This is a genomic window from Winogradskyella ludwigii, assembly GCF_013403985.1.
Classification (GTDB): Bacteria; Bacteroidota; Bacteroidia; order Flavobacteriales; family Flavobacteriaceae; genus Winogradskyella; species Winogradskyella ludwigii.
This window is the reverse complement of sequence record NZ_JABFDF010000001.1, coordinates 197,242-213,949: the sequence shown is the minus strand read 5'-3', so window position 1 is coordinate 213,949 and position 16,708 is coordinate 197,242. Positions and strand designations below refer to the sequence as shown.

Annotated in this window: 13 protein-coding genes; 12 read left to right on the top strand and 1 reads right to left on the bottom strand. The window is 32.1% G+C overall.

Features of this window, described 5'->3' with window-relative positions; translation table 11 throughout:
• Position 1 precedes the first annotated feature (1 nt).
• The 3 genes from HM981_RS00850 to HM981_RS00840 all read left to right on the top strand — a co-directional run bounded on the left by HM981_RS00850 (position 2) and on the right by HM981_RS00840 (position 2,279).
• Entirely contained in the window at positions 2-679 is a 678-nt protein-coding gene (locus tag HM981_RS00850) for an ABC transporter ATP-binding protein (RefSeq protein WP_179336690.1), read from the top strand.
• Positions 680-737: 58 nt separating this feature from the next.
• Entirely contained in the window at positions 738-1,652 is a 915-nt protein-coding gene (locus HM981_RS00845) for a mechanosensitive ion channel family protein (RefSeq protein ID WP_179336689.1), read from the top strand.
• 174 nt (positions 1,653-1,826) lie between these two features.
• On the top strand, positions 1,827-2,279 hold the full coding sequence (locus HM981_RS00840; RefSeq protein WP_179336688.1) for a pyridoxamine 5'-phosphate oxidase family protein: 453 nt from the start codon (positions 1,827-1,829) through the stop codon (positions 2,277-2,279).
• A 113-nt stretch (positions 2,280-2,392) separates the two neighbouring features.
• Here the strand turns inward: HM981_RS00840 and HM981_RS00835 are convergent, their stop codons facing one another.
• Complete coding sequence (locus HM981_RS00835) at positions 2,393-2,971, bottom strand: precorrin-2 dehydrogenase/sirohydrochlorin ferrochelatase family protein (RefSeq protein WP_179337653.1); 579 nt, start codon at positions 2,969-2,971, stop codon at positions 2,393-2,395.
• A 132-nt stretch (positions 2,972-3,103) separates the two neighbouring features.
• Here HM981_RS00835 and cobA point away from each other — a divergent pair, with 132 nt between their 5' ends.
• The 9 genes from cobA (at position 3,104) to HM981_RS00790 (ending at position 16,653) form a co-directional block, all read left to right on the top strand.
• Positions 3,104-3,877: a uroporphyrinogen-III C-methyltransferase gene (cobA, locus tag HM981_RS00830; RefSeq protein ID WP_179336687.1), complete on the top strand. Its 774-nt coding sequence runs from the start codon at positions 3,104-3,106 to the stop codon at positions 3,875-3,877.
• Positions 3,878-3,936: 59 nt separating this feature from the next.
• Positions 3,937-6,444 carry a nitrite reductase large subunit NirB gene (gene nirB, locus HM981_RS00825; protein WP_179336686.1) on the top strand — a complete coding sequence of 836 codons (2,508 nt, stop codon included), beginning with the start codon at positions 3,937-3,939 and terminating at the stop codon, positions 6,442-6,444.
• A gap of 19 nt (positions 6,445-6,463) precedes the next feature.
• A complete protein-coding gene (gene nirD, locus HM981_RS00820) occupies positions 6,464-6,841 on the top strand; it encodes a nitrite reductase small subunit NirD (RefSeq protein ID WP_179336685.1) in 378 nt (125 codons plus the stop codon).
• Between the two features lie 12 nt (positions 6,842-6,853).
• Positions 6,854-7,438, top strand: a complete 585-nt coding sequence (locus HM981_RS00815) for a DUF4202 domain-containing protein (protein WP_179336684.1) — start codon at positions 6,854-6,856, stop codon at positions 7,436-7,438.
• A 13-nt stretch (positions 7,439-7,451) separates the two neighbouring features.
• Positions 7,452-9,263, top strand: coding sequence for a PAS domain-containing sensor histidine kinase (locus tag HM981_RS00810; protein ID WP_179336683.1), 1,812 nt, complete (start codon positions 7,452-7,454; stop codon positions 9,261-9,263).
• A gap of 58 nt (positions 9,264-9,321) precedes the next feature.
• Positions 9,322-9,981 carry a response regulator transcription factor gene (locus HM981_RS00805; protein ID WP_179336682.1) on the top strand — a complete coding sequence of 220 codons (660 nt, stop codon included), beginning with the start codon at positions 9,322-9,324 and terminating at the stop codon, positions 9,979-9,981.
• Positions 9,982-10,138: 157 nt separating this feature from the next.
• Positions 10,139-11,545, top strand: a complete 1,407-nt coding sequence (locus HM981_RS00800; protein ID WP_179336681.1) for an MFS transporter — start codon at positions 10,139-10,141, stop codon at positions 11,543-11,545.
• A gap of 156 nt (positions 11,546-11,701) precedes the next feature.
• A complete protein-coding gene (locus tag HM981_RS00795) occupies positions 11,702-15,223 on the top strand; it encodes a nitrate reductase (protein ID WP_179336680.1) in 3,522 nt (1,173 codons plus the stop codon).
• Positions 15,220-16,653, top strand: a complete 1,434-nt coding sequence (locus HM981_RS00790; RefSeq protein WP_179336679.1) for a rubredoxin — start codon at positions 15,220-15,222, stop codon at positions 16,651-16,653. Before HM981_RS00795 ends, HM981_RS00790 begins: the two co-directional genes overlap by 4 nt.
• Positions 16,654-16,708 lie beyond the last annotated feature (55 nt).

Here is a 16,708-nt window from a genome sequence, read left to right as displayed (position 1 = left end):
TATGAACACAATTTTAGAAGCTAGACGTATCAATAAATACTTTAGAAAGCCCGTATTATTTCATGTGCTAAAGGATATCAATTTTAAAATTAATAAAGGTGAATTCGCTTCAATTATAGGGAAGTCTGGTTGTGGTAAATCTACCTTGTTGTATATCCTTTCTACAATGGATACTGATTATGAAGGGGAACTATATCTCAATAATCAGTTAATTACGAGTCAGAATAATGATTACTTATCACATTTGAGGAATAAAAGTATTGGTTTTGTATTTCAGTTTCATTATTTATTATCGGAATTTTCAGTTTTAGAAAATGTGATGCTTCCAGCTAAGAAATTAGCAGAAAAATCAATTCAGGAAATTGAAAATGATGCCATGGAAAAATTAAAAATATTGAATATTGAACATTTGGCTTTAAAACGAGCGTCACAAGTATCTGGTGGAGAAAAACAACGGGTTGCTATTGCACGTGCTTTAATTAATAGTCCGTCAATTATTATGGGAGATGAGCCTACTGGCAACCTAGACAGTCACAATGCCCAAAATGTATTTAATATTTTTAAAGAGTTGAGCGAAACACAAGATTTATCGCTTCTTATTGTAACTCATGACGAGGATTTTGCTAATAAAACGGATAGGATTATACACATGGAAGATGGTGGGATTTTAGCTGATTAAAATCATTTTAAAATTCAAAAAACCGTTGTAAATTCTATACTTATTTAAATCTTATAGAATGCCACAATTAGAAGATATGCAACAATGGTTTAACGATTACCCTATTATATGGAGGGTTGCTAAGTTTCTTGTTTTACTCATTGTAATTATGCTAGGAATTCAAATTCTCAGAAATTACTTTAAAAGAAAAATCTCAAACACAGGCATTCGGTATAAGGCACAAAAAGGAATTGAAGTTATTGGTTATGTACTATTAGTTATTATTGCCATTGGCTATTTTTCTGGCACTATTAAAGATTTTACCATAATTATAGGTGTTTTTACTGCAGGATTAGCCTTTACATTACAAGAGTTAATATTAAGTATCGCTGGTTCGGTTTACATTTTTTTAGTAAAAGTGTACGCGCCAGGAGATCGTATACAAATTAATGGAATTAAAGGAGATGTGATTGATGTAGACAGTATTTATACCACTATGATGGAAATCGGAGAATGGGTGAGTAGCGATAATTATAGTGGCCGAATAGTGAAATTAAGTAATGCCTTTGTTTTTAAAGGACCGATCTATAATTATTCTCAAGATTTTCCATTTATTTGGGATGAAATCAACTTGCCTATTCGTCATGGTTCTGATATTGATTTGGCAAAATCTATTGTAATTAAAATAGCAACAGAAACACTTTCAGAATTTACTAAGAACTCAAAAGCGCAGTGGAAAGCTATTGTAAATAAATATTATATTGAAGATGCTGAAGTAGAACCAACGTTAGCCATATCACTTACTGATAATTGGATTGAATTTAATCTTAGGTATATCGTAGATTTTAAGAAACGACGTTACACAAAACATCTTTTAAATGATAAAATTCGTGTAGAATTTGAAAACTCTAACGGCAAAATTATATTAGGATCTACAACTATTGAATTGATAAAAATTCCGGAATTAGAGGTTAATGTTTCAGCTTCAAAATAATCTAAGGATTAATAATATTCAGGTTGAAAAACTATGGATTTTGGTTATTGTCGATGCTTGTTTTTTGAGTATTACTAAAAGATATTTTATACCGTTTTTATCTAACTGATTAAGATCATGATTTAGCTTGTTAGTTTTTAGTAACTTAGTTCACGCGCAAAAAAAAGATAAATTATGTTTAGAACATTGACAGAGAAAGAATCTATAGCCCTTTTAATGCTAAATTATATTGGGAGTTTATCTTATATACATAGAGATAAACCTTTTGTTGTGCCAATTACTTATTTTTTTGATATGGAAAATAGTGTCATCATTGGATATTCAGGCGAAGGCCATAAAATAGATGCGATGAGGAAAAATAAAAACGTATCTATGAATGTTTTAGATATTGATTCTGTAAATTCTTGGAAATCGGTTTTAGTTCATGGCACTTTCGAAGAATTATCAGGTAGTGCATCTAAAGCAAAACTACATCAATTTTCACTTGGTGTTAAAGACTTAATTATAAATAAAGAATTTAAGAAACTGGATTTTATAAGTGAGTTTTCGAGTAAAATAAATTCAGATAAAATGCCTGTTGTTTTTCAAATTAACGTGATTGAAATTACGGGTAAAATGAGAGCATAAAATAGTGTAGGTAGAGGTGTATTTTCAAAATCTATTAAAAAAAATTATACAATTAAATAAAAAATAGCTTAACGATCTTTATTAGTTTTAGAGCGTTTAAGCTATTTTTTTAATTATTTTCTGTTAACCAATCCTTTGGTCATTTCATTTAGTATTTCTACTTTTTCTTCAAAATTACCTTTTATAGTTTTTCGGTATTCATTTAAGTTTTTTACTAAATCATCGATGTTGTCCGGAATAACATCTTCAAAGAATTGTCGTAATCGTTTTGCTGTGGTTGGAGATTTACCGTTTGTAGATATAGCAATTTTTACATTGCCTTTAGTAACGATGCTACCCATGTAAAAATCGCAAAATGGTGGATTGTCGGCTACATTAACTAAAATATGTCGTGCTCTACAATCGTGATAAACGAGTTGGTTTATATCAGTTTGGTCAGTTGTAGCGATTACTATATGCTTATACTCTAAATAAGTACTATTGTAGGTGTCAGTTATCATTTCTACACTAAATTTTTTGGCAAGGATAACAGTTTCATGTCTAAAGAGTGTTGCCACCATTTGTACTTTGGCGTTTGGACTTGACTTAAGTAAAAATGATAATTTCTCTAAAGCAACATTGCCGCCACCTACAATTAAAATATTAAGATTAGAAACTTTTAAAAATACAGGATATAGTTCGTTTGGTGTCATTCTATTCATATATCATATTATTAACTACTTATTTTTTGCAAATTAATAAAAATAAGTATTATTACTTAGTTTTATGTACGTATTTTAAAGATATTACTTATGTTTGAGAAGTAATACTTAATTTGATGTCATATGAAGTTATCTAAAAAAGCAAAAGTAACCTTAGTAGGCGCAGGACCAGGTGCTAAGGATTTGATAACTTTAAAAGGCTTAAAAGCAATGCAAAGCGCCGACGTTATTCTTTATGATGCTTTAGTTAGTGAAGAATTACTTTCCGAAATAGACGATTCAACCCTTAAAATATATGTAGGTAAACGTTGCGGTAAACATTCGTTTACACAAGATGAGATTAATACGTTGATTGTAGAACATGCATTTCAATATGGTCATGTTGTGCGATTAAAAGGTGGTGATCCTTTTGTCTTTGGTAGAGCGAATGAAGAAATTGATTACGTTGAATCTTTTGGTGTCGTTGTAGATGTTATTCCAGGAGTATCAAGTGTTATCGCTGTTCCAGGAAGTCAAGGAATACCAATGACACAACGTGGTATAAGCTCAAGCTTTTGGGTAATGACAGCGACTAAAAAAGATGGTTCGTTTTCTCAAGATTTAAAATTTGCGTCACAATCAGAGACTACCATGGTTATTTTAATGGGGATTAGAAAGTTTAAAGAAATCATTCAAGAAGTTATTAAATATAGAAACCCACTAACGCCTTTTGCTATTATTCAAAATGGAACTATGAAAAGCGAATCATTTTCTGTGGGTTGTATTGGTGATATTTCTGGTGCAGTGAACAATATAGAAGATTCCTCACCTGGAATAATTGTGATTGGAGATGTGGTTGCAGAGCATCCTTCATTTTTTGAAGAAGAAGTGCAACGTGTGTTGTATTCTAGTTTGTAAAAAAAAATATCGAGCATTGTTTAGGTTTAGTTACTTAGGCTTTTTAAAAATACGTAGTTATGAGAAAAATCATTGTTGTTGGGAATGGAATGGTTGGTTATAAGTTTTGCGAAAAATTTATAAATCAAGATGAAAGCAAAAAATTTGAAATCACTGTTTTTGGAGAAGAACCAAGACCAGCTTATGATAGAGTGCATTTAAGTGAATTCTTCGAGAATCAAGATGCAAAGGCTTTAGAAATGGCACCTGCAGAATGGTATAAAGACAATGGTATTAATTTAATTGTTGACGAACGTGTTTCAGAAATAGATAGAAATAACAAAACAATTACAACAGCAAAAGATAGAGGCTTTTCTTACGATTATTTGGTTTTAGCTACAGGTTCTTCTGCTTTTGTTCCTCCAATAAAAGGAGTAGAAAAAGAAGGTGTTTTTGTGTATAGAACGATTGAAGATCTTGAAGGTATGCTCGCTTATGCTTCAAAAATTAAAACAATAAATCCCAATGCGAAAGCGGCTGTTTTAGGTGGTGGTTTATTAGGTCTAGAAGCCGGAAAAGCAGTTATGGATATGGGTTTAGAGCCTCATATTATTGAGTTTGCCTCTAAACTAATGCCAAGACAGTTAGATTCTAGAAGTAGTCAAGTTTTACAATTGAAACTGGAATCTATAGGGTTAAACATTCATCTAAGTAAAGCAACCAATCAAATTTTAGGTAATGGAGTTATTACCGGAATGGAGTTTGGTGAAGATGATATTTTAGATGTGGATATGTTGGTTATTTCAGCAGGAATTCGGCCAAGAGATGAGCTAGGAAAGACGAGCGGATTAGAAATGGGTGTTCGTGGAGGAATTGTCGTCGATAACAAAATGAAGACATCAGACGATAGTATTTTTGCTATTGGAGAAGTTGCTTTATACAATCAAATGATTTACGGTTTGGTGGCACCTGGTTATGATATGGCTGGTATTGCTGTAGATCAAATTTTAGGTGAAGAAAATTTAATGGCAGATCAAATTGATATGTCTACAAAGTTAAAATTAATAGGAGTTGATGTTGCTAGTTTTGGAGAGCCTTTTATGCCAGCATCAAAAGGACATTCTGTGATTTTTGAAAATAAAACACAACATTTATATAAGCGAATAAATGTCAGTCTCGATGGAAAAAAACTATTAGGTGGCATTCTTATAGGCGACGCTTCAGACTATAATATGCTGCATCAAGTCTTTTTAAATGAAATGGCAATACCAGAAGATGCCGCGCAATTAATTTTACCTGCAAGTGATGGAGGCTCATCATTTGGAAGTGTTTTAGATTTACCAGATACAGCACAAGTGTGTTCGTGTGAGAGTTTAACCAAGGGCACCATTTGTGGTTCAATTACAGAAGAGGGTTGCAATAATTTATCTGAAGTTATTGCTCAAACAAAAGCAACAACAGGTTGTGGTGGTTGTAAGCCAATGGTTGTAGATTTGGTAAATGAAACATTAAAATCTTTGGGTAAAGAAGTTAAAGAAACGGTTTGCGAGCATTTTAATTACAATAGACAAGAGCTTTATGATTTGGTAAAAATCAATAAAGTACCTAATTATAACGAAGCTCTAAATTTGTTTGGTAATGGTCAAGGTTGTGAAATTTGTAAACCCGTATTTGCTTCGATTTTTGCAACAATTACTATGGAAACTGCAAATCGTCAACCAGGAATTCAAGATACTAACGATCGCTTTTTGGCAAATATCCAAAGAAACGGAACCTATTCTGTAGTGCCAAGAGTGCCAGGCGGAGAAATTACACCACAACAACTTATTGTTTTAGGAGAAGTAGCCAAGAAATACGATTTATATACCAAAATAACGGGAGGTCAGCGAATAGATTTATTTGGAGCGCAAGTGCATGAACTGCCTTTAATATGGAAAGACTTAATTGATGCTGGTTTTGAAAGTGGGCACGCCTATGGAAAATCGTTGAGAACCGTAAAAAGTTGTGTAGGTTCTACATGGTGCAGATATGGCATGCACGAAAGTGTCACTTTTGCCATTGAAATAGAAAAACGGTATCGAGGGTTACGTTCGCCTCATAAATTTAAAGGAGGAGTTTCTGGTTGTATCAGAGAATGTGCAGAAGCTAGAGGTAAAGATTTTGGTTTAATTGCTGTTGAAGGTGGATGGAATCTATACGTATGTGGAAATGGAGGAGCAACACCAAAACATGCAGTTTTATTCGCAGAGCAATTAGATGATAAAACGGTTGTTAAATACTTAGATCGCTTTTTAATGTATTACATAAGAACTGCTGGTCCATTAATTAGAACAGCTCCTTGGTTAGATAAATTAGAAGGAGGAATTGATTATCTAAGACAAGTTATAATCGAAGACTCCATAGGAATTGCAGAAGATTTAGAAAACGAAATGAAAGGTCTTATCAATAAGTATGAATGTGAATGGAAGCAAGCCATCGAAAGTCCTGAAATAATGAAACGTTTTAAACATTTTGTGAATTCTGATGATACAGATGATACTATAGAATTTGTACCAATGCGTGATCAAAAAATGCCAAAAGCTTGGTAAAACTAAATAAAATTCAAAAATGGAAAATATATTAAGTCAATATCAGTCGGTTCCAGATACTAAAGTAGCAATATGGTTTAAAGTCGGTCAAATAGCTGATTTTCCTGAAAATAGTGGAGCATGTATAAAATACAAAACAAAGCAAATTGCTGTTTTTAATTTTACAAGAACAGGGAAATGGTATGCGAGTCAGAATTTATGTCCTCATAAAATGGAAATGGTCTTGTCATTAGGGATGATAGGAGATAAAGAAGGTGTACCTAAAGTGGCTTGTCCGTTACACAAGAAAAATTTTTCATTAGAAAATGGTTCAAACTTGTCTGGAGACGATTTAAAAATAGCAGTATATCCTGTTAAGATTGAAAATGAAAATGTTTATATTGGCTTCGAAGATTAGAAAATCCAATACATGAAGCCAACAAATTTTGAAATTGCAATAGCATTAATCGATCAAAAAAATGCTGAAGATGTTAATACGTTAAATAGTCACGGTTTAATGTTTTCAAAAGAATTATTGTATTCTAAACGTATGTCTCAGAAATTGCTACAATTTAAAGGAGATGTTTCAGAAGAACTTCAAATAGCAGCAAGAGCACAGCATATTTGCAGATGGAAAATTGCTAGGAATGAATTTTCAATGGATAGAATTGGCTATTTAAAATGGAGAGAAACCTTAAAGAAAATGCATGCAGAAATCACTTCAGAAATCTTGCAAACTGTTGGTTATAGTAATGATTTTATACAAAGAGTCTCTTTTTTGATTAATAAAAAAATGATTAAAAAAGATGAAGAGAGCCAAGTGATTGAAGATGTTATTTGTTTGGTTTTCTTAGATTACTATTTTGAAGACTTTGCTGCTAAGCATGAAGATGAAAAAATTATTAGTATTCTTCAAAAAACTTGGAAAAAAATGTCTAATGAAGGTCATGAGTTTGCCTTAAATCTCAATTTTTCAGAAAAAAGCTTATCACTTATAAAAAGAGCGCTTCAATAAGATTTAGAATTAAATGACTAATAAAACGGGTTCTTTAGATCAACAAACGTTTACAAAATTGCAACGTTTGTATAGTATTGCTTTAAGTACTATTGCAATCTCAGTAATTATTAGTCAGGTTCTAGTAAGCAATCATTTAGATAAACAACAAAGTGACTCTACAGTTATTAATGTGGCTGGTAGACAGCGAATGTTAAGTCAGAAACTTACCAAAGAAATTGTTTTACTTTCTGTTTATTCAGATAAAAAAAATAGAATTTCGTTAAAAAATGATATTCAAAGTACACTTAACTTATGGCAGCTTTCTCATGATGCTTTACAAAAAGGGAGCGATAGTTTAGGACTTCCTAATCAGAATAGTGCAGTAATAAAACAGAAGTTTACGACGCTAAACCCTGTTTTCAGTATAATTCAGAAATCATCAAAATCAATTCTTCAACAATTAGAAAACAACCCATTAATTTCTGTAGATCGTTTATCGTTAAATATCAGTAAAGTAACTGTAAACGAAAGTACTTTTTTGTCGATAATGGATGCGATTGTAAATCAGTATAATATAGAAGCAGATGATAAAACCGCTTGGTTAAAAACCTTAGAGTTCTTAATCATGGTTTTTACATTGTTGGTTTTGCTCGCTGAGTTTTTGTTCATTTTTTGGCCTACAGCAAAATCAGTTAAGGCAACATTGTCTCAGTTGTTAATTGCAGAAGAAAAAGCAAAAACTATGGCATTTAATGCTGATGAGTTAAGTATAGCTAAAGAAAAATCGATTAGAGAATTACGAGCTTTAAGTCAGGCAATAGATGAAACGTTGCTATTTGCTAGAATTTCGCCTAATGGGAGCTTAATATATATGGGAACTAAGTTTTCACGATTGTTTAAGTTCTCAAAATTTAAAAAGGAAGTTTTCTTTTGGAATGTTTTATCAAGTCATAAAACTGAGCAATTATTTATTGAAGACATTATTACCAAGAATCAAAAAACAGGTTGGCAAGGAGAAGTAAAAGCGACTATTGAAGGCGATAAAGATGTTTGGCTAGAAATGTCTATTGTGCCTTATAGACCAACAGAAGATAAATCAGAGTTATTAATTATTGCTTCAGAAATTACAGCAAAAAAAGAAGGTCAAATAGAAATTGAACGATTGACTAATGCCAATTTTGAAGAAAAAATGAGTCAACAAAAAATAATCTCTAGCAAGATTATTGAGAATCAAGAAAAAGAACAAAGTAGAATAGCAAAAGATGTGCACGATGGCATTGGGCAGATGTTAACGGGGTTAAAATATAATTTGGAAAGTATCAATATGGATGATATTGAGAAAACAACATCTAAAATACAACATCTAAAAGTCTTAACTACAGATATTATTAAAGGAGTACGAACTGCTACTTTTAATTTAACACCACCAGAATTATCAGATCACGGTGTGGTTCCTGCAATTTCCAAACTCACTAAAGAACTAGGGAAGTTAACAGGAAAGGAAATTTTGTTTTTCAATAAAACAGACTACAATCAGCGTTTAGATTCTCTTGTCGAGATTAATATTTATAGAATAGTACAGGAAGCCATAAATAACGCCATTAAATATGCCGAGTCTAATCACATTTTAGTTTCACTATCTCACAGTAAAAATATTTTAAGTATTGTAATAGATGATGACGGAAAAGGTTTTGATCCTTCTAAAGTAAAAAGCGTTAAAAATGGTGATGGTGGTATGGGAATGACTTTTATGAAAGAGCGCATCAAATATATTGAAGGGAGACTTTTTCTAACTTCAGAATTAGGTAATGGAACACGAGTAACTCTAAATATCCCTATCTAAAAAAATACGTAGTTTTACTTAAAATGGCTATTTTTGTTCGTATAAATTGTTTACGATTATGATAAATGTAGTTTTAGCAGATGATCACGTTTTAGTAAGAGATGGGATTAAAGCCCTTTTAGAAGATCAAACAGGCATTACTGTTATTGATGAAGCCTCAAATGGAAAGGAAGCTATAGAGGTTATTGCTAAAAATAAACCACACGTTTTAATTGTAGATATCCGAATGCCAGAAATGAATGGTATCGAGGTTGTTGCTGAGATTAATAAAATATACAATGATGTAAAAACATTGGTGCTTTCTATGCATGATTCCGAAGAATACGTAGTTAAGTCCATACAAGCTGGTGCAGATGGATATTTACTTAAAGGAGCTAGTAAAGAAGAATTTTTAAAAGCCGTTAATAAAGTCGCTGCTGGAGGAAAGTATTTTACAGGAGATGTGTCCTCTATAATCATGAGTAATTTTGTAAACGGAAATACAAATAAAGCTTTAGAATCTAAGAAAGAGGCAAAGGAACTTCCTTTTAAATTAACTAAAAGAGAAAAACAAATATTAACATTGGTCTTAGATCTTAAGAATAATAAAGACATTGCTGAAGAGCTACAGATCAGCAAACGCACAACCGAAGTGCATCGTTTTAATTTAATGAAGAAGTTAAATGCTAAAAATCTTCAAGAGTTAACTAGTAAAGCTAACGAATACCAATTGGTATAGTTTTTATTCTTTTATCATAATTATAGACGTCAATTTTGGCAAATTCTTAAAATTGTTATCATGTAATTAGTAATCTACTAATAATTATGTAATACGTAGTTTTTTAGCACCGAAATTAAGTATTTATACTTAGTTTTGAGTAAGAATAACATGTATTATGATAAATTTAGAGCAAGAAAAATCAACAACACTAAGTCTACTTAATTTCAAGAATGTTTCAACTCGTACATTTTGGATTACCTCAATATCGTTTTTTCTATGCTTTTTTGCATGGTTTGGTATTGTGCCTTTTATGCCAGATGTCGTTAAAGATTTAGGCTTAACACCAGATCAAAAATGGAATTCAATTATTTTAGCGGTTTCAGGAACCGTTTTTGCACGTTTACTTATTGGTAAACTTTGTGATAAATATGGTCCAAGACTATGTTATACATGGTTGTTAATATTAGGTTCTATTCCCGTAGTTTTATGTGGTTTGGTGCAAACACCAACACAGTTTTTAGTCTGTAGATTATTCATTGGTTTTATTGGAGCTTCATTTGTAATTACGCAAGTACACACATCATTAATGTTTGCGCCTAATATTGTAGGTACAGCAAATGCAACTTCTGCAGGATGGGGAAATTTAGGAGGTGGAGCAAATAGACTTGGAATGCCATTAATTGCGGCTGCAGTTGTAGCGTTTGGTGTTGCAGATGCAGAGGCTTGGCGTTACTCTATGGTTATTGCTGGTGTGGTTTGTTTTCTAATGGGAATCGTCTATTTTTTCTTTACTAAAGATACACCAAAAGGAAATTTTAAAGAATTAGAGGCTTCAGGGCAAATGGTTGTTTCTAAAAAAGATCAGATTGGTTTTTTAGAAGTTTTAAAAGATTATCGTGTTTGGATTCTGTTTGTGGTATATGCTGCAAGTTTCGGAATTGAATTAACGGTTTATGGAACCATGGACGATTATCTTCAGAATACCTTTCAATTAGAGAGAGTAACTGCAGGTAATATTGTCTTGTCTTTTGCCTTGATGAATATTTTTGCAAGAACATTAGGTGGTTATTTTGGCGATATGTTTGGGAAATTAAGAGGTTTACGTGGTCGTGTTTTATTTCTGTCTTTTATATTAGCATTACAGGGTATTATGCTTATATCATTTTCAAGCACTACTAGTTTAATCTTTGGTATTGTTTTACTAATCCTGTTCAGTTTGAGTGTTCAAATGGCAGAAGGAGCAACGTTTTCTGTTGTACCATTTATAAATAAAAAAGCTATTGGTTCTGTTTCCGGAATTGTTGGAGCTGGTGGAAATGTAGGTGCTTTTTTGGCTGCAATGTTGTTAAAATCTAAATCTGCAGTCGCAGAAAAAGCAGCAATTTCTTCGAATCTTGGTATGGGAGAAGACGTCATTAAGGCCGCACAGTCTGCTGCATCTTCAGCTGCAGTTTCAAGTGGATACTTCCTTATTGGTTTTGTTGTTGTCGTTACAGGTATTGTTGCATTAAGTATTAAGTTTTCAAATGAAGAAGAAACAGAAGAGGTTTTAGAATTTATTCCTATAAATGCAGAAAGCTAAAAAGGAGTTAGTTAATAGTGAAATTGACTATTAAGGTTGTCTTTTTTTACTGAATTAAAAATTCAACAGTTACTTTTTTACTGCATTCAGAATAATAAAATCAAACTTGGGTTTGTGAAATTTTAAAGCCATATTTAGTATTAAATCTTGTTATAAATGATGAAAAATGAAACAAAAACAACCTGCTCTTATTGCGGCGTTGGTTGCGGAATTATCGTAACAAAAGACATCAATAACAAGGTTTCTGTAGAAGGAGATCCAGATCATCCTGTAAATAAAGGCATGTTGTGTTCTAAAGGCATGAACTTACATTATGTAGCAAACGATATATCAGATCGTATACTATATCCAGAAATGCGCTGGAGTCGTTCTCATCCTCGTAAGCGTGTTAGTTGGGATACGGCATTAGATAGAGCGGCTCATGTTTTTAAATCTATTATAAAAAAACATGGTCCAGATTCAGTAGCATTTTATGTTTCGGGTCAAAGTTTAACCGAAGAATATTATATCGCTAATAAACTTACCAAAGGATTTTTAGGAACCAACAATATTGATACCAACTCGCGTTTATGTATGAGTTCTGCAGTGGTTGGTTATAAAAAAACATTTGGTGAGGATAGTGTACCTATTTCGTATGAAGATATAGAATTAGCAGACTGTTTTTTAATCACAGGGGCTAATCCTGCATGGTGTCATCCTATTTTATTCCGAAGAATAGAAAAGCATAAAGAAGAAAATCCAAATGTAAAAATCATTGTTATAGATCCTCGTAAAACGGACTCGGCAAAATTTGCAGATTTACATTTACAATTAACACCAGGAACAGATGTAATTCTGCAGAATGCTATAGGGCGTTGTTTGTATAAGAAGGGTTTAATTGATAAAGATTTTATAAAAAAATATACTGAAGGGTTTGATGCTTATAAAAAAGTAATTTTTGAAACTACATTAAAAAAAGCCTCAGAATTGTGTGGTGTTTCTGAGAAAGATATCTTAAAAGCAGCCAAGATGATTGGCCAATCCAAAGGATTCATTAGTATGTGGGCCATGGGCTTAAATCAAAGTGTTATTGGAACAGACAAGAATACATCTCTGCTAAATTTGTCATTAATTACGGGTCAGGTTGGTAAGCCAGGTTCTGGACCATTTTCATTAACAGGGCAGCCAAACGCCATGGGAGGAAGAGAAGTTGGAGGCATGGCAAATTTATTAGCTGTACATAAAGATTTAAATAACGAAGAACATAGAAGAGAAGTTGCAGATTTTTGGGGAGTAGATAAAATATCACCAAAACCTGGATTAACAGCAACAGAATTATTTGATGCTTTAGAAAGTGGAAAGCTAAAAGCGGTATGGATTGCTTGTACAAATCCGTTGGTGAGTATGCCAAATTCTCACCGAATAGAAAAAGCAATGAAGAATTCTAAATTTGTTGTGGTTCAAGAAATTTCTCATAAATCCGATACATTACAATATGCAGATTTGGTATTACCAGCTGCAGCTTGGTTAGAGAAAGAAGGAACGATGACCAATTCTGAACGTAGAATATCATACTTACCTAAAGAAATTGAAGCGCCAGGTGAGGCAAGGCCAGATGTAGAAATATTTTGTGATTTTGCACAAAGAATGGGCTTTAGAGGTTTTAATTTTAATGGAGCAGAAGAGATTTATGATGAATATGCCTCCATGACTAAAGGAACCAACATTGATGTGTCTTTCTTAAATTACGACCGTTTAAAGAATGAAGGTACATTTCAATGGCCTGTAAATGAATATAGACATCCAGGAACTCCACGACTCTTTGAAGATAAAAAATTCTACACACCTTCTCAAAAAGCAATTTTTAATTTACCATCAACTTTAGAAAATACATCTGTAAAAACTAATGAAGAATTTCCATTAATATTAACAACAGGTCGTGTTAGAGATCAATGGCATACCATGACTAAAACAGGAAAGGTTTCTCGATTAAAAACGCACTATCCAAAACCTGTATTAGAAATTAATCCAGTAGATGCTTATCTAAAAAAGATAAAAGATGGAGATATTACTGAAATAAAAAGCAAAAATGGCGAGGTTAGAGTACGTGCAAAAATTACAAATACCATTAAAAAAGGTGTGGTATTTTTACCAATGCATTGGGGAAAAGTATTGCAAAGTAATTTAAATAGAGCAAACAATTTAACCAATACACATATAGATCCTGTTTCAAAAGAACCCGATTTTAAGTTTACTTCAGTAGCGGTTACAAAATATAAAAAACCAAAAGAGAAAATTATAATAGCTGGCGCAGGAGCAGCGGCATTTCGTTTTTTACAGAATTATAGAGATAATAATGAGGTAGATGAAATCCATGTGTTTTCAAAAGAATCTAACCTTTTTTATAATCGTGTTTTATTACCGGAGTACATTACAGAAGAATTGTCTTGGGAACAATTACTAAAGATTAAAAATAAAGAATTAAATAAATTAGATCTTAAAATTCATCCAGAGACTATTGTAAATAAAATAGATAAGGAGACTAAAACAATAACAGATTCTAATGGTGAGTTACATACGTTTGATAAATTAATTTTAGCTACAGGAAGCAGGCCTTTTATTCCTCAGGATGTACAAATAGATTTACCAGGTCGTTTTACAATGCGAAACAAAAATGATGCAGATTGTTTCAAAAATTATCTAGATGCCACTGGTTTACCGCCAGAAGACCAGCATGTTGTCATTGTTGGTGGTGGTTTGTTAGGTTTAGAGCTCGCAGCAGCGATGAAACATAAAAAGGTGAAAATTACCATTATACAACGAGGATCACGATTAATGGAACGCCAATTAGATAAGATCTCTAGCAAATTATTATCTAAAGACGTGCAAGAAAGAGGCATTCAAATTTATTTTGATAATGAAGTTAGTACTGTTTTTGATGATGAAGACACAGGCGAATTAACTATCAATTTAAAAAGTGGAAAATACATTACTGCAAATGCCATTGTATACGCTATTGGTACACGACCCAATATAGAAATCGCAAAAAATAATGGTATTGTTTGTGGTCGTGGTGTTAGAGTAAATCAGCATTTACAATCGTCGCATCCAGATATTTTTGCCATTGGTGAAATCGCTGAATTTAATAATAAATTATTCGGAATTACATCTGCAGCAGAAGAGCAAGCAGGTATTCTAGCCAACTTTATAGCAGGAGATATTAGTGAGGCTTACAAAGGTTCTGTACTTATGAATATTTTAAAGTTTAACGATTTAAATCTCTGTAGTATTGGTGAAATTTCGGTTCCTGAAAATGATCCAAGTTATGAAGAAATTATTTTTACAGACATTTCTAAAGGCTATTATAAAAAGTGTATTGTAAAAAATGATTTACTAATTGGTGCTGTTTTAGTAGGTGATAAAAATGAATTTGCTGAATTTAAGACGTTGATTGAGAGTAAAATTGAAATGTCAGATAAACGAGAGACCTTGTTAAGAGGTGCTTCTAACGATGTCCCGATGTTAGGTAAGTTGGTTTGCTCTTGTAGCCAAGTTGGATCAGGAAATATTGAAGAAGCAATTGCTAAAGGGTGTACAAATTTTACAGAATTATGTAATAAAACAGGAGCAGGATTAGGTTGTGGAAGTTGTAAAACGGAAGTAAGAGAACTATTGGATAACGCAAAACTAGGGGCATGATTAAGCAGTTAAATAGATTGATAGTTAAAGGTGGTGTATTGTCGCCTGGAGAATTAAAATACATTTGCGAATCTGTAGAAAATTTAGGACTTAAAACTATTTCTTTTGGGTCTAGACAAGATATTATATTGCCCAAAAAAGCAAGTAAAGAAGACCTTAAGCAGTTTGATAAACTTCAAATTGTTGATGTAGATACTATAGGTGTAGAAAATATTATGTCATCTTATGTTTGTGCAGATATTTTTCCAAGTACTTCTTGGCTTACAGGCGATAGGTACTTATATCTTTTGGAGCAATTTAGCCCTAAATCAAAATTAAAAATCAACTTAGTAGATCCCAAACAACGCTTAGTGCCCTTATTTACAGGTCATATAAATTATATTGCTTCAGAACATGAAGATTATTGGTATTTGTACATTAGGTTGCCAGGTTGGAAAACAACAGAAATGTATCCTGCATTAATTTACAGTTGGGATTTAGGTAAAATTGAAACAGCTCTTGAAAATATTTTACAGGAAGAACCTGAAACTATAGAAACCATTTTTGCATTGGTTAGTGATGCTGTTGATACTAATAATAGAACTGTAGATAAGCCGTTAGAGGTTCCGTTTTATCCATTTCCTTATTTTGAAGGGATGAACAAGATTGGAGCAGATAAATATTGGTTAGGTCTCTATTGGAGAAATAATAAATACGACATTTCTTTCTTAAAGGATATGTGCGAATTATGCTCAGAAAATAAAATTGGAAAAATTTCTATTACACCTTGGAAATCTTTTATTGTAAAAGGGATCCCAAGAGAATCTAAATTGATTTGGGAAAAATTTTTAGGAAAAAGAGGAATTAATGTTCGTCACTCTATGTTAGAGTTAAACTGGCATATTCCTGTTGCAAATAAAGATGCGCTTAATCTTAAAAAGTACTTAGTTAATAATTTCGATCAAAATGATATTAGTACCTATGGATTAACCTTCGGAATTACAGATTATAGTAAAACCGCTTATTATTTTACATCAATTGTAGTCGAAAAAAATAAGCAACCAGAAATTATTGGGAATTTTCAAACCAGAGACACTTATAATCTATTATATGCTAAGAATTTTGATCCCAATACAAGGAAATACATCATGCATGTTCAAGATGTAGATAAAGTAGAATTACCTGGTCTATTAATGGAATTAAGTCAGTTATATTTTGATCAATTAGGAACTGAACGCGATGAAGAAAAAGAACTCAAAGCAAAAAAAGAAATTACTGAATTAGAGGTGTATCAATGTCAGGATTGTTTAACCATTTACGATGAAGCTTTTGGAGATATTACGCAAAACATTTTACCAAAAACATTATTTAATGACCTTCTAGAGACATATCAATGTTCATTGTGTGAGGCCTCTATATCTAATTTTGAAAAAATAATTATAGTTAAATAATAACAAGATATAATTTGGTTTTAAACAAAAATATAACGTCAAGAAAAGTAATTCA